Origin of the sequence: Streptomyces sp. NPDC058274 (assembly GCF_042881375.1) — a bacterium.
Taxonomy (GTDB): domain Bacteria; phylum Actinomycetota; class Actinomycetes; order Streptomycetales; family Streptomycetaceae; genus Streptomyces.
Genome location: NZ_JBHVXW010000001.1, coordinates 887,994 through 901,732, shown reverse-complemented (window position 1 = coordinate 901,732; position 13,739 = coordinate 887,994). Strand labels below are relative to the sequence as shown.

At 68.2% G+C, this 13,739-nt stretch carries 14 protein-coding genes; 10 read left to right on the top strand and 4 right to left on the bottom strand.

Annotation, left to right across the window (positions count from 1 at the left end; genetic code table 11):
• Positions 1–37 precede the first annotated feature (37 nt).
• From ACFVYF_RS04050 to ACFVYF_RS04025, 6 genes are all read left to right on the top strand, one after another.
• Positions 38–382, top strand: coding sequence for a ubiquitin-like small modifier protein 1 (locus ACFVYF_RS04050; protein WP_389450337.1), 345 nt, complete (start codon positions 38–40; stop codon positions 380–382).
• Complete coding sequence (locus tag ACFVYF_RS04045) at positions 382–1,596, top strand: cytochrome P450 (RefSeq protein ID WP_389450334.1); 1,215 nt, start codon at positions 382–384, stop codon at positions 1,594–1,596. Before ACFVYF_RS04050 ends, ACFVYF_RS04045 begins: the two co-directional genes overlap by 1 nt.
• The gene (locus ACFVYF_RS04040; RefSeq protein WP_389450331.1) at positions 1,593–2,549 is read left to right on the top strand and encodes a 2-dehydropantoate 2-reductase; all 957 of its coding nucleotides are present in this window, start codon (positions 1,593–1,595) and stop codon (positions 2,547–2,549) included. The genes ACFVYF_RS04045 and ACFVYF_RS04040 overlap by 4 nt, the downstream gene beginning before the upstream one ends.
• A 40-nt stretch (positions 2,550–2,589) precedes the next feature.
• Positions 2,590–3,678 (top strand): histidinol-phosphate transaminase, encoded by a 1,089-nt coding sequence (locus ACFVYF_RS04035; protein WP_389450328.1) that lies wholly within the window; start codon positions 2,590–2,592, stop codon positions 3,676–3,678.
• A gap of 104 nt (positions 3,679–3,782) precedes the next feature.
• Entirely contained in the window at positions 3,783–5,633 is a 1,851-nt protein-coding gene (locus ACFVYF_RS04030) for a RiPP maturation radical SAM C-methyltransferase (protein WP_389450663.1), read from the top strand.
• A complete protein-coding gene (locus ACFVYF_RS04025; protein ID WP_389450325.1) occupies positions 5,627–6,367 on the top strand; it encodes a DUF5825 family protein in 741 nt (246 codons plus the stop codon). The genes ACFVYF_RS04030 and ACFVYF_RS04025 overlap by 7 nt, the downstream gene beginning before the upstream one ends.
• 487 nt (positions 6,368–6,854) lie before the next feature.
• On the opposite strand, the gene ACFVYF_RS04020 is transcribed toward ACFVYF_RS04025, so the two are convergent.
• The 3 genes from ACFVYF_RS04020 to ACFVYF_RS04010 form a co-directional block, all read right to left on the bottom strand.
• Complete coding sequence (locus ACFVYF_RS04020; RefSeq protein ID WP_389450322.1) at positions 6,855–7,055, bottom strand: hypothetical protein; 201 nt, start codon at positions 7,053–7,055, stop codon at positions 6,855–6,857.
• A gap of 213 nt (positions 7,056–7,268) precedes the next feature.
• A complete protein-coding gene (locus ACFVYF_RS04015) occupies positions 7,269–8,387 on the bottom strand; it encodes a fatty acid desaturase family protein (RefSeq protein ID WP_389450319.1) in 1,119 nt (372 codons plus the stop codon).
• A gap of 7 nt (positions 8,388–8,394) precedes the next feature.
• Positions 8,395–9,450, bottom strand: coding sequence for a ferredoxin reductase (locus tag ACFVYF_RS04010; protein ID WP_389450316.1), 1,056 nt, complete (start codon positions 9,448–9,450; stop codon positions 8,395–8,397).
• An 86-nt stretch (positions 9,451–9,536) separates the two neighbouring features.
• On the opposite strand from ACFVYF_RS04010, the gene ACFVYF_RS04005 reads away from it, so the two are divergent.
• The 4 genes from ACFVYF_RS04005 to ACFVYF_RS03990 all read left to right on the top strand — a co-directional run bounded on the left by ACFVYF_RS04005 (position 9,537) and on the right by ACFVYF_RS03990 (position 12,878).
• Positions 9,537–10,676, top strand: coding sequence for a helix-turn-helix domain-containing protein (locus ACFVYF_RS04005; protein WP_389450313.1), 1,140 nt, complete (start codon positions 9,537–9,539; stop codon positions 10,674–10,676).
• A gap of 559 nt (positions 10,677–11,235) precedes the next feature.
• A complete protein-coding gene (locus ACFVYF_RS04000) occupies positions 11,236–11,574 on the top strand; it encodes a thioredoxin family protein (protein ID WP_389450310.1) in 339 nt (112 codons plus the stop codon).
• A gap of 527 nt (positions 11,575–12,101) precedes the next feature.
• Entirely contained in the window at positions 12,102–12,536 is a 435-nt protein-coding gene (locus ACFVYF_RS03995; protein WP_389450307.1) for a hypothetical protein, read from the top strand.
• Between the two features lie 21 nt (positions 12,537–12,557).
• On the top strand, positions 12,558–12,878 hold the full coding sequence (locus ACFVYF_RS03990; protein ID WP_389450304.1) for a hypothetical protein: 321 nt from the start codon (positions 12,558–12,560) through the stop codon (positions 12,876–12,878).
• Positions 12,879–12,921: 43 nt separating this feature from the next.
• Here ACFVYF_RS03990 and ACFVYF_RS03985 read toward each other — a convergent pair whose 3' ends face one another.
• Complete coding sequence (locus tag ACFVYF_RS03985) at positions 12,922–13,479, bottom strand: DUF3291 domain-containing protein (protein WP_389450301.1); 558 nt, start codon at positions 13,477–13,479, stop codon at positions 12,922–12,924.
• Positions 13,480–13,739: the final 260 nt, after the last annotated feature.

Genomic DNA, 13,739 nt, shown 5'->3' with positions numbered 1-13,739 from the left:
TCCAAGGGAAAATAGCGAACCCAAGGAGTGATGGCACATGCCTGAGATCGTCTCGCAAACCGTCGGTAAGCACCCTGCGCCTGTCGTATCCATCAAGCTTCCCGCGGCATTTCACGCCCTGACTGGCGGTCGGCGGCAGTTGCCCGTCGAGGGCGAAACCGTCCGAGAGGTGCTTGCCGCCCTCGAGCGAGCATGCCCCGGTGTGCAAGATCGGCTCATGGACCAGGATGGATCGGTGAAACGATACGTCAACGTCTATCGCAACGACAGCGACATTCGATGTCTCGACGACCTCGAAACGAAAGTGGCAGACGACGACATCATCTGGATCGTGCCGGCGGTTGCGGGCGGCAGCGGAGCGGCACGAGTCAGGGAGGCGTGATGTCTGACGTTCTTCCTTCGGAATTCTTCACTCATCCTGGACCGAACCCGCACGCCGTCACCGCAGATCTCAGGGCCAAGTGTCCGGTCCATCGCATCGACGTTCCCCCCGGTGCCGAGGCGTACGCGGTGCTCGGGAACAAGGTCGTCGAGGAGGCGCTCGGTGACTCGCGCCTGTCCAAGCAAGTCGAGAACCTGCCCGCCCCGTACCGGGACAAGGCGGTGGCCAACAGCCTCCTCGTGGTCGGAAATCTGGGGTTCGCTGACCCGCCCAAGCACACCCGCCTCAAGAAGCCGATCAGCTCGGCCTTCCTGCCCAGCGCGGTCGCCCGGCTCCGCCCCCGCATCCAGGACATCGTCGACGAACTCATCGACGCCTTCCCGCAGTCCGGTGACATCGACCTGCTGACCGCGTTCGCCCTGCCGCTTCCGCTCACTGTCATCTGCGAGTACCTCGGGATACCCGTCGAGGACAGGCCGCTGTTCCTGCAATGGAGTTACATCCTCAGCCAGGATCCGCTGCAGCACGCCGAGGCGGAACTCAAGGCAGCGAGTCAGGAGTTCACCGAGTATTTCACCCGGCTGGTGGCCGAGCGGCGCGGCGATCCACGGAACGACCTGCTGAGCGAACTCATCAAAGCCCGGGACGCCGGCATGTACAGCGAGAAGGATCTGCTCTCCTCGCTCCTTCTGCTGATCATCGCCGGCCACAAGACGGTGGCCAACATGGTCGCGAACGGAACACTGCTGCTGCTCCGGCACCCCGAGCAACTAGGCATGCTCCGCACAAACCCCGAGCTGATTCCCGCGGCGATCGAGGAAATCCTGCGCTACGAGGGATCGGCCGCCTGGGCCTCGCTGCGGGTCGCGGCGGAGGACATGCAACTCGGGGGAGCGGAGATACCCAAGGGAAGCTTCGTCCACCTGTCCCTGTCCGGCGCCGGTCACGACCCCGAGGTGTACGACGACCCGGAACGCTTCGACGTCACCCGCTCCCCGAACCGCCATCTCTCCTTCGGGCACGGTACGCACTTCTGCATCGGCGCTCCCCTCGCCCGGCTCCAGGGCGAGATCGCCTTCTCCTCACTGCTGCGCCGGCTACCGGGGTTCGAACTCGCGGTGCCCGAGGAGGAGGTCACCTGGCTCGCCGACAGCTCACTCAGCCGGGGTCTGGAGTCCCTCCCCATCCGAGTGCGAGAGCGGTTGGCCCGATGACGGCGACGCGAGAACCGGGCGGGCCCAGCATCGCTGTGCTGGGCGTCGGCGGAGTGGGCGGGTACCTCGGCGGGCGGCTCGCCGCCGCCGGGTGCGATGTGCAGTTCCTGGCCCGCGGCGAGGCCCTCGCCGCGCTCAGGCGGAGCGGGCTGCGCGTCACTGGCGGCGAGCACGACTGGTCGGTGCCCCAGGTACGGACGTCGGGCGACCCGAAGGACATCGGCGAGGTCGATTTCGTACTGCTCTGTGTCAAGACGCCGCAGCTGCCGGCGGCCGTCGACGCCCTGTTCCCGATGCTCGGCGAGGACACCGCCGTGGTCACGTTGCAGAACGGAGTGGAGGCCCCCGCGCAGGTTGCCGCCGCCATCGGCCGCGACCGGGTGCTTCCCGGTACCGTCAGGATCGTGGCCACGACGGCCGGTCCCGGCGAGATCAGGCACATGGGTCCCCCCGGTGCCCTGGGCTTCGCGGAGTGGGACGGCAGCGCGTCCCCCCGCGTGAAGCGGCTGCGCGAGGCGCTGCGCAACGCCTCGGTGGCGGCCCCCGAGCCGAGCGACATCTGGGCCGACCTGTGGGCGAAGTTCCTGCTGGTGGTGCCGATCGGCAGTCTTGGTGCCGCCTGCGGGGCTACCGTCGGCGAGCTCCGATCGCGCGCCGGCACCCGGAAGATACTCATCGCCGGCATGCGGGAGATGTACGAGACCGGCGTGGCGCTGGGCATCGCACTCCCGGATGACGCCGTGGACGCGGCAACCGCCCGCATGGACCTGCAGTCGCCCGACGTCACCTCTTCGCTGCAACGGGACATCCTCGAGGGCCGGCCGTCGGAACTCGAGGCCTGGACCGGCGCCGCGGTCCGCCTCGCCGGCCGGGCGGGCCTGGCCGCCCCGGTCCACGACATGCTCTACGAGTTGCTCGCGCTGAGCGTGTCGCGGGCGGCGAGGACTGCGTGAAGCCGGCCGACCGATGCCTCCGTGCGAGGAGTGTTCAGCGGTGAACGTGAGATTCGTGGAACGCGGCACGCTACGGAACATAACGGCCTACCGGGGCACCGAACCGTCCAGCGCCGGAACGAACGCGGCCGTCGCCTTCGATCTGTCCAGCAACGAACTGACTCTGCCCCCGCTGCCCACCGTGCTGCCCGTCATCGAGGAGGGCTTCGCACGGCTCGCCCGCTACCCCGACCCGACCGCACGGACTCTGACGGGGGAGATCGCCGGCCACGTGTGCGTCCACGCGGACAAGGTGGCTGTCGGCCCCGGGAGCGCGGGCGTGCTCCAACAGATCCTCCTCGCCCTGTGCGGCGAAGGCGACGAAGTCCTCTACGCATGGCCTGGATTCGATGCCTATCCGCTGCTGGTTGCCATGTGCGGTGCCGTCGGCGTCCACCTGCCGCTGACCGCGTCCGGCGGTCACGACCTCGACGCGTTCCGCGAACGCGTGAGCCCGCGAACCAGGGTGGTGATCCTGTGCTCCCCGCACAACCCCACTGGAACCGTCATCGACCACGAGCAACTGCACGGTTTCCTGGAGGCACTGCCGGACCACGTGGTCGCAGTCCTCGACGAGGCATACGTGGAGTTCGACCGGGGCGGCGACCCGCCAGGTCTGCCGGAGGTGCTGCGCGACCACGGCAACACGGTGGTGCTGCGAACCTTCTCCAAGGCGTACGGGCTGGCCGGCCTGCGGGTGGGCTACGCAGTCGGGCCGCGCCAGGTCATGGCCGCCGTCCGCAAGACAGCACTGCCGTTCGGCGTGACGCATATGGCCGAACAAGCAGCCATCCGGTCCCTGCGCAGCGCGGCCGAACTGTACGGGCGGCTGGCCGCAGTGGCCGCGGCACGAGAGGAACTCACGGCAGGCCTTGAGAAACTGGGGCTGCCCGTCCTGCCCTCCCGGGGCAACTTCGTCTGGCTCCCGCTCGCCTCGGCCGCCGAGCACTTCGCCCGGGCTGCGGCCACGGCGGGGGTCAAGGTCCGCGCCTGTCCGGCACACGGAGTGCGGATCTCAGTGGGCGAGGCCGAGGCACACGAGGCGCTGCTCACGGCGCTCGGCCGGACGGACCGCACGCAGTGGTCGTGATATGCGCGGCCCGCACATACCCGTCCGCCGCTCGGCCACATCCCGTTCCCGTCGTCCGACACCGAATCCTGGGTAGGCAACCTGTGAAACTCCTCTTGATCGCCATGCCGTGGCAAGGGCTCGATACCCCATCCAGCGCACTGGGCGTTCTCGGGCAGTGCGTCCGCAAGAATGCCGGCGACTGGGATGTCGACGAGTTGTACATCAACCTCCGATGGGCCGAACACCTGATGCGGGAGAGCAACGGCTCCATCACAACGGCGGACTACGGCAATGTCGCGGATCAGGTCTTCCACGGTGTGGGCGACTGGGTGTTCACGCCGGCGCTGTATGACGTCGACAGCTACCAGGCCGACGAGTACTCCGAGTTCCTCGAGCAGCGGGGCATAGACCCGACGCTTCCCGTCGCGATGCAGAAACACGCCCGGGGGTTCATCCGGTCTCTGGCGGCCGAGATCGCCGCCGATCCACCCGACGTGGTCGGGTTCACGAGCACCTTCATGCAGAACGTGCCGTCCCTCGCGATGGCCCGGGAGCTGAAGAAACTCGTGCCGGGCATCCTCACCGTACTCGGTGGCAGCAACTGCGACGGAGTCCAAGGTCCCGCCCTGCACCGGCATTTCGAGCAACTCGATTTCGTGGTGAGCGGCGAAGGCGAGCGGGCACTGCCCGCGTTGCTGAACTGCATCGACCATAGTGAGCCCCCTGCCGCCGTTCCGGGGCTCAGCTGGAGAGGGAGTGACGGGCAGACGGTTGTGAATCCGCCGGCCAAGACGGCACTGCCGTTCGCCATGGTGCCGGCACCCGACTACGACAGCTACTTCCAGGCACTCGAAACGTCACCCGTCCGTCACCACGTCCAGCCGATGCTGGTGCTGGAAACCTCCCGCGGCTGCTGGTGGGGGGAAGCCCATCAGTGCACGTTCTGCGGCCTGAACGGATCGAACATCGATTTCCGGAGCAAGGCCCCTGAGCGCATCGCCCAGGAAGTCAGGGATCTCGCCCAGCGTTACCAGGTCCTCGACCTCGTCATGGTGGACAACATTCTCGACATGAAGTATCTCGGCACGGCCATGCCTGAGTTGGCTGCCCTCGACTGCGATCTGAGAATCCACTACGAGATCAAGTCCAACATGAACCGGGAACAGTTGAGCAGACTGAAAGAGGCGAACGTCCTGTTCGTGCAGCCCGGTATCGAGAGTCTGAGCAGCCACGTGCTACGCCTCATGGACAAGGGCGTCAGCGCCGCGCACAACGTGCGGATGCTGCGTGACGGGCAGGATCTCGGTCTCAACGTAACGTGGAGCATCCTCTACGGTTTCCCCGGCGAGACCGAGAACGAGTACCGCAGGCTGCTCAGGAAGATGGCCACACTCGAGCATCTGGAGCCGCCGAGCGGGGCCTGGCGCATAGCGCTCGAGCGGTTCAGCCCCTACTTCGAAGATCCCGCTCAAGGGTTCATGTTCCGCCGCCCGTCGGAGATATACGACTTCATCTACCAGGTCCCACGGGATCAGCTGTACGACATGGTCTTCTTCTTCGACACCAGCGTCCAGGGAATCTCGGGACCCATCGAGGACGAGATGAAGCAGGCGTGCGAGGACTGGGCCAAGGCATACCCGCAGAGCACCCTCTCCTATCGCGTCGATGACCAAGGCCGGGTGGTCATCGAAGACCGCCGCGCCAGCTGGCCGGAGGAAGTTATCGAGCTGGACGACCTCCATAGCAACGTGTATCTCGGCATGTTCCAGGCGGCCGGCCGCGAGGGCATACGCCGACGGCTCGCCGAGGGCGGACACACCGTCGGGGACGAGGACGTCGAGAAGATGCTCCGCTACTTCGTCGACCGGGGCCTGGCCTTCGAGGACGAGGGGCGCTTCGTGAGCGTCGCACTCGGGGTCGACCCGTACCGACGCAAGCTGATCAACGGCAAGGAGGTCGCGGCGTCGTGGTGAGCGCGCTGATGGACATCGGTGAACTCAGGGCACGGGCGGCGGGTTCCGGTGAGGGCGGCGCCTCGCCCGGTTGCCGGCCGGCGACTGCGACGCTCGCCCTCGGCCCTGGTGAGGCCGAACTCCCGGCGGCCGCCGAGCTGGCGGCGCTGCTGGCCCGGGTGCCCATCGCCGAGGTGCGGCTGGCGGATCCGGCGGACTTCTCGGCCCTCGGCGGTCACGCGATTGTGCGGCTCATCGCGCTGATTCGCGAGTGCTCCTCGATCGGGGCCCGGATCACCTGGTCACTGACCCTGGGCCCGGAACAGCTCGACCTGATCCCGCGCCTCGACCACCTGCCCGCCCCCGACCGGATCACCGTACGGGAGAAGGGGCCTCTTCCCGTCGACCGGTGGCGGTCCGCCCGGCAGTTCGGCCTCCTCTACTTCCGCAAGGGTCCGGCGTTCCTGTCTGTCGTCGATCAGCGCCCCGAATCCGGGAGCCGGATCGTCCTGGACGACCCCGTCCTGATGGATGTCTTCCGCCGAGGACTGGAGGGATGCGCATGGGCCGGGCTGACCCGGGACCCGCTGCGCGCCGCCGCCGCGTACGACCTGGTGGACAGGGGCCTGCTCCTGCGCGTCGGGGGGCACTGCGTGACCCTTCCGGTGCACATGCACTCATGGCCCCTGGGTACGACCCTCCTCGGCGGAACGCTGGCTTCCGCCGGGAAGAAGCCGGAGGGCGCCGAGGAGTAGCCGAGGGGCGGGGTTTACCCCCGACGTGTGGCCATCTCCGGAAGGCCGGATCGGACTCGGTGTTGACCCGAGCGCCTTGGCGACCGAGTTGACCGGGGTCCAGCGGGATCGATACCGATGGACATGTCCGCTTCTCCGGTCAAACTGCAGGTGAGACACGTCGCCGCTTCTTCGGCATCGCCTGGGAAGACCCACGAGAGGGTGAGGGTGCCCTCGGCGACCGCACGGCGGGCAAGCAGCACCCGCCCGGCGTCCACGATCACAGCTAGGGCCACGACGTGGTCGGGCTGATCATCCATGCCTGTGATCCTTGCGACGGCCCAGCGCTTCCGGCAACCCCAGCTTGTTGCTATGACGCCACTGGCTAACGGCTACAGGGTGTGCCTGCCCCGTCGTTTGCCACGCCGACCCGGTAGCGAGAGAGCGGGGCAGCTGGTTCGGACATGACGAAGCGGCCCCGCGCTCCCGGAGGAGAGCGGGGCCGCGACTATCGGGCGAAGAGGGCGACGGCGCCGGTTGCTGCACCTGCGACGCCGGCATGAGGGGGCAGGGCGGCCGCCAGGTACCGGTGCATTCCGCGCACGGTGTCGACGACCGCATCATCCTCGCCGACTGCCCGCTCGGCGCTGCCCCGCTCCTCGTACCGCTGAGCGGCCGCCCGGCGGCTCGACTTGAGGAGCAGGCGCATTCTCCAGCCCCCAAGTCCGCTGTTTCCCGGCCGACTTGGACCAGCCTCCTGGACTACTGCCGCAAGGACGCCGAACTCTGGGCCGGCTGTCCGGTGGTGGTGGTCAACGGGCCGCGAGGCGGACGTGCCTGGCGGTATCCGAAGTCCGCAACGGATCTCACCGAACCCGGCGGTGTCGCCGGTACGGCCGAAAGATCTGAACCAATACCGGGATCAGGCCGCGACGAGCTCCTGCTCGAGGTCCGGTGTGTTGAGCTTGGGCTTCTTGTTCGGCAGCGAGAGCCGGAAGACCTTGTGCCACGCGGAGAACACCTGCTTGGGCAGCGGGCCGGTGACGTACTCCAGCTCGTACTTCTCGAACAGCGCGCGCACCTTCACCGCGACCTCGGCGTACCGGTTGCTCGGCAGGTCCGGGAACAGGTGGTGCTCGATCTGGTGCGACAGGTTGCCGGTCATGAAGTGCATGGCCCTGCTGCCGCTGATGTTCGCCGAGCCCATCATCTGGCGCAGGTACCACTGGCCGTGCGTCTCGCCCTTGATCGACCGGCGCTCGAAGACCTGCACGCCCTCGGGGAAGTGCCCGCACATGATCACGGAGTGGGTCCAGATGTTGCGGACCAGGTTCGCGGTGAACGTGGCGGCGAGCGTGGGGAGGAACGACGGGCCCGACAGCAGCGGGTGGATCACGTAGTCCTTGAGTACCTGCTTGCGGATCTTGCGGCCCACGGCCCTGGCCCGCGCGCGGAACTCCGGGTTCTTGCGGCGGCGCTTGTGCAGGTTCTTGCCGAGCTCCAGGTCGTAGGCTGCGATGCCGTACTCGAAGAAGCAGGCGTTGATGAAGTTCCACAGCGGCTGGCCGAGGTGGAACGGGTGCCACCTCTGGTCCTCGTCGACGCGCATGATGCCGTAGCCGAGGTCGTTGTCCTTGCCGATCACGTTGGTGTACGTGTGGTGCAGCTCGTTGTGCGAGTGCTTCCACTGGTCGGCCGGCGAGACGTGATCCCACTCCCAGGTGGTGGAGTGGATCTTCGGGTCTCGCATCCAGTCCCACTGGCCGTGCAGGATGTTGTGGCCGATCTCCATGTTGTCCATGATCTTCGCCACGGACAGCCCGGCGGTGCCGAGCAGCCACGCGGGCGGGAAGATCGAGAACAGCAGCACGCCCCTGCTGACCAGCTCGAGCATGCGCTGCGCCGAGATGACCTTGCGGATGTAGGCGGCGTCCTTCTCGCCGCGGTCGGCGATCACCTCGTCGCGGATCGCGTCCAGCTCGCGGCCAAGCTCCTCGATCTGCTCCGCGGTCAGGTGGGCGGTGGGGTCGGTGGCGGTCAAGGTGCTCCTACCGTTCGATGTCGCAGGGGCCCGCCGCGGCGGACACGCAGGTCTGGATGAGGACGCCCGGCTCGGCCTCGGTGATCTCGCCGGTGCGCAGGTCGCGGACGGCGCCCGCCTTGAGCGGCGTGACGCAGCCGAAGCAGATGCCCATGCGGCACCCGGAGGGCATGAGCACGCCGGCCTGCTCGCCGATGTCCAGCAACGGCGTGGCACCGTCCGCGTCGACGGTCTTGCCGGTGGCGCTGAACGTGACCTCGCCACCGTCGCCGGCGACGACGATGCTGGGGCGGAAGCGTTCGGTGTGCAGGCGCTCTTGTACGCCGTACTCGCTCCAGTGCTCTTCGGCGGCGTCGAGCAGGCCCGCGGGCCCGCAGGCCCAGGTCTCGCGCTCGGCCCAGTCGGGCACGAGTTCGTCCAGACGGGCGATGTCGAGCATGCCATCTGTGTCGGTGTGCACCTCGGTGAGCCGCAGCTTCTTGTCCGCGACCAGGTCGTGCAGTTCGTTGCGGAAGATCACGTCTTGTGGCTGTGGCGCGCAGTGGACCATGACGACGTCGTCGAACTCGATGTCGCGCAGCATGCCCATCACGGGCGTGATGCCGCTGCCGGCCGTCAGGTAGAGCACCTTGGCGGGCTTGGTCTGCGGCAGCACGAAGTCACCGGTCGGCTGGTCGAGCTGGATCAGCGTGCCCGGTTCGGCCCTGCGGACCAGGTGGTTGCTGACCTTGCCGTCCGGGATCGCCTTCACGGTGATCGTGACGCGGCCGTCCTGGCGGTTTGTCGGCGAGGTGATGGAGTAGGCACGCCACAGGCGCACCCCGTCGACGTCGACTCCGATCCGCACGTACTGACCGGCTGTGTGGCCGCGCCAGCCCCGTCCCGGTCTGATCACGATGGTCGCGGCGTCACCCGTCTCGGGGTGCACGGCCTCGATGCGCCCACGCAGGTCAGCGCCAGCACGCAGCGGGCTGACAAGGTCGAGGTAGTCCGACGGCAGCAGCGGCGTCGTGACCATCTCCAGCAGTTTCCACGCCCTGCTGCGGAGGGCTGTACTCGTCATGACTCCAGCTTGCTGCGCCTCAAGGCGTAAAGTCCTGACCGCAGGACGTAAATCTGGGCGGCTGAATTGTTCGTAGGGAACAAAACATGAGCCATGCAATCCGGAGGGCCGGCGAACTGGCCCTGGATGAGACGACGGTCACCGCACTTCGGGCCGCACTGAAGACCACCGCCGACGAGGTCGTCCAGGCGATCATCGACGAGGTCCCTCCCTACGCCAACGCCCTTTCGGGCCGCATGGGCGCCAGCATCCGCCGAGCCGTCCGCACTGCCCTGGGGCACTACCTGGACCTCGCGAGCGGGAACGCCACGGGCGGCGACGCCGGTGACGCAGCCTACGAGCTGGGCCGCGGCGAGGTGCGCGACGGCCGTTCGATGGACGCCCTGCTCGGCGCCTACCGCGTCGGCGCCCGGGTGGCCTGGCGATGCCTGGCAGCGGGTGCCGTACCCGCAGGTCTGCCCGCCGCCGAGGTCGCCAAGTTCGCCGAGCTGACCTTCGCCTACATCGACGAGCTCTCCGCCGCGAGCGCCGCGGGCCACGCCGACGAACTGGCCGCCCGGGGCAGGGACCACGAGCGCCACCTGGAACACCTGGCCCGCGACCTCCTCGCCGGCGCGAGCCCGGACGTGCTGCTGGCCTCTGTTCAACGGGCCGGGTGGCAGCCTCCGCTTTCGCTGACCGCGGTCCTGCTGCCCGCCGCCCAGGCCCGGCCGGCCTACCGCACGCTCGACCCGAGCACCCTCGTCCTCGACGATCTGCCGGACGCCACCGGTGTGCTCCTCGTCCCCGATGCCGATCGATCACATCTCTTGCGGCAGCTGACCGACCGCACCGCCGTGGTCGGCCCGGCCCGGCCATGGACGCGTGCGTCCGCCTCGTACGCACGAGCCGCACGCGCACGCTCCCTCTCCTCTGAGATTCGCGACACCGAGGACCACCTGCCCGAGCTGGTGCTGAGCGCCGACGCGGACGCGTTCGCAGACCTGCGTGCCCGAGCCCTCGCACCGTTGCGGACCTTGCCTGTCGCGACCGCACGGCGGCTGGAGGAGACGTTGCGGGAGTGGCTGCTGCACCAGGGCAGGCGGGACGAGGTGGCGGCGGCGTTGTTCGTCCATCCCCAGACGGTCCGGTACCGGATGTCGCAGCTGCGGGAGTTGTTTCCGGATCTCGCATCGCCGCACCGGGTCCTTGAACTGACGCTGGCGGTCGGTCTTCGGGTCGGCTGACGCGTTCTTCGACCGTCCGCGACCGCGTCCGCGAGCGGTCCAGGAATCGTGCCTCGTTCTCGGTGCCATCAGCTGGCTCATGCGACCCGGGGGAGAGCGGTATCGGCCGGCTGGGACCGGGGGTTGATGTGAAGGCCGGACAAGGCCTCGGGAAGCCCGTCGGGGGCGCTGTCTCTGAGAAGCGCGGTGGCGGATAGGGCTCGACTGGATCCGGTGGACGATGCGCACCGGCCCGCTTGTCGACGCACTCATCGAGCATCTGGTCAGCGATCTGGGCCGCTATGCCCTGGAAAACGGCTTGCATGTCGTCGTGGAGGGCGCTGTCCTGGCATGAGCTGACCCACGGGCGCGCGGCGGGCTGCACTCGGTGACCGGCGGTGCGGCCAGGCCAGGTCACCAGGAACGGGGGGCGGGCCGCTCGCGCCGGGACCACCGTGGTTCTGCGACCGCCCCGTGCCTCCCTTCCGACAGGTCAACCGGACGACCGACCGGGCCGGCCTGGCACACCGTACGAGGGATGATGGGGATGGAATGACGGAACGTGAGGTCAGGAGCTTCCATGGCGAATCGGGTTCACCGACCCCGTGAGGACGCGGAGTTCAATTTCATCGTCGGGATGAGCGGAGTTCCGGTCCTCGCATACTTCACCGGGACATGGCCCAAGGCAATCGAGCCCTGCCGGGTGATGGACCTCGTCGTGGGTGGCATCGCCGACGACTACACGGGCCGCCTGACGGCCGTCCGTGCCGACATCACGCGTTGTCCGGCCGCAACCGAGCGATACGGGATCACCGGAGCCCCGTCCTGGGTCCTGCTGAAGGAGGGAGAGGCGGTGGCGCACGGCACGGGGCCTATGACCATCACCGAGGTACGGAAGTTCCTGGACGGCCACCTCTAGCTCAGCGATTACACCTGCGCCCGCACCGACTACGTCAACAACGAGGACGCCAACCTCATCGGACTGCTCAAGCAGGTCCGAGTGACGGCGGCCTCCTGCGAAGGCTGGACGAACGCCGACCCGGCTGATGAACGCGACCCGCACCGGCTACGACAACGGCGCCTGGGGCGCGACCCCCACCAAGGGCCTGCCCACCTGCATCGCCAACCCCGACGGCACCGGCGTCGGCTACTCGGTGGTGACCGGCCGCAGCTACGCCCCGCTCGGCAGGCTGCGCAAGATCACCGATCCGCTCAAGGGCATCACGGAGACCCAGTACACGCCCGCCGACATCGGCGGACCGGTCACCGAGATCAAGACGATCAACCCGAAGGGGCGCTCCAGCACCACCACATACGACCCGGGCCGGCCTGACCCTGACGGTCGCCTGCGCCACGGCGGACTGCATCAAGGTCACCTCGAAGAACGGCAAGATCGTCAGCGTCGACACCGTCGACACCTGGGACGCCAACGAGAACAACGCCAAGGTGGTCGACGCCGACAACACCGCCAAGACCGTCTCGGGCAGGATGAACGGAGAGGCCAAGGGTCAGACCCAGAACGTCGTCTACGTCGCCAAGAGCCAGGCCGAGGCGGAGGCGATCCGGGACAGGCTCGTGGGCAACAAACACGTGCGTGTGATCTGGCTGGGCGGCTCGTTCGACACGCACCGGGTCCAGCCGCTGGTCCGCAAGATCGGCGGCGGAACGATCCGGATCACCCCGGGCGAGGCGCAGGGAAAGGCACCCACCGTGCCCGAGGCGCCATCGGCACCCAGGACGGGCGGCGGCAGCAGGGTCGGTAAGCTCATGGGCGGCCTCGGGGTGATCGGCGACCTCTACATGATCTGGGACGCGACGCGATCGTGGCAGCGGGGCTGCGACGGCTGGCTCGGGTCCTGCGACCCGCCGCCGATGGCGTGAGGAAAGGGCCGGAGAGCGACCGTGGCCAAGGAACGAGTGACCGTGTGCGTGCCGCCGTGCGCCCCCGAGGACGTGCACCGGGCGATCGGCGCGGCCATGGCGCCGTACGACTACAACCGCGACCCCGCCCCCGGTGAGCCGGAGGTGGAGACCTGGTGGGACTACTGGCGGATCGACGGCCGGGGCTGTGAGTTCCCGGTCCTCGCGGGGCACGAGGACGACCCCCGTCTCCTCCGGGGGAGCGAGACCCTCTCCGGAGAGCCGCGGGACGTCCCGCTCTCGCTGTGCGACGGCGGGCCGCGCGGACTGCGCCGAGTTGTGGCTCAGTGGTCGGCGCCGTAAATCGAGGCGTTTGACAGCGCACCCGGTCGTTCAGGCTGCCTTGTCAGTGAACCTCGTCGCTTTTCGGTCCGATGCCTTTGGTCCTGGTCGGAGTTCCGTCCGGGGCGAAGGGGTGGTGGAAGGTGAAGGCGTGCGGCGCGGAGCCGTGGTCGTGGAGGTGTTCCAGCCTGGAAACCCCGTCCTGCCAGGTGGGTATCAGGCCATCGGATACCCACCAGGACACGTAGTTCGGGTGTCCTGTCCTCTCGAACCAGTCGTAACGCCTGTTCAGCGCCTCACGGTGCAGACCGGTGTAGATGGCGTCGAGGGCGGGGCGCAGGTCGGTCCAGAGGGAGAGGGTCGCGGCCAGGGCGGTGGTTTCCACCGTACGGCCCTTGCCGTACCAGGTCGGTACGGTGAACTCTCCCCATGCACCCCAGTCCGCCCCGAAGAGCATGCCCCGGTCACCGACTGCCGCTTCGGCATGCGAGAGGTATCCGGGGTGCCGGCTGATCTTCCCGTAGACGGCCTCACCAATGTCGTAGAACTCGCGCGTGAGAGGTGCGGGATCGGCGAGAGGTGACTTCAGGACGCCGAATGTGTACAGAGCAAGATGGGGCATGCGTCTCTCCCTGGTTGGGGCTGCCTGGCGTGGAACCGGTTCGGTGGCTTACGCATGGGGGCGAGGGTTCCTGGGGCATGACCGACTCATCCCGTCGCGGGTGGCTCAGCCTGAAGGAACTCCTGCGCGACCGTGGGCGACCGCCGAGGACCAGGTGAAGGTAGCTGCCTCTGCGGGCCCCTGTCGAAGTTGCGTTTTCCCTGTCCAAGTGGCCTCGCGCACCGGTCATTGCGGGGGCTGGGGAGGTGACGGGCGGGGCT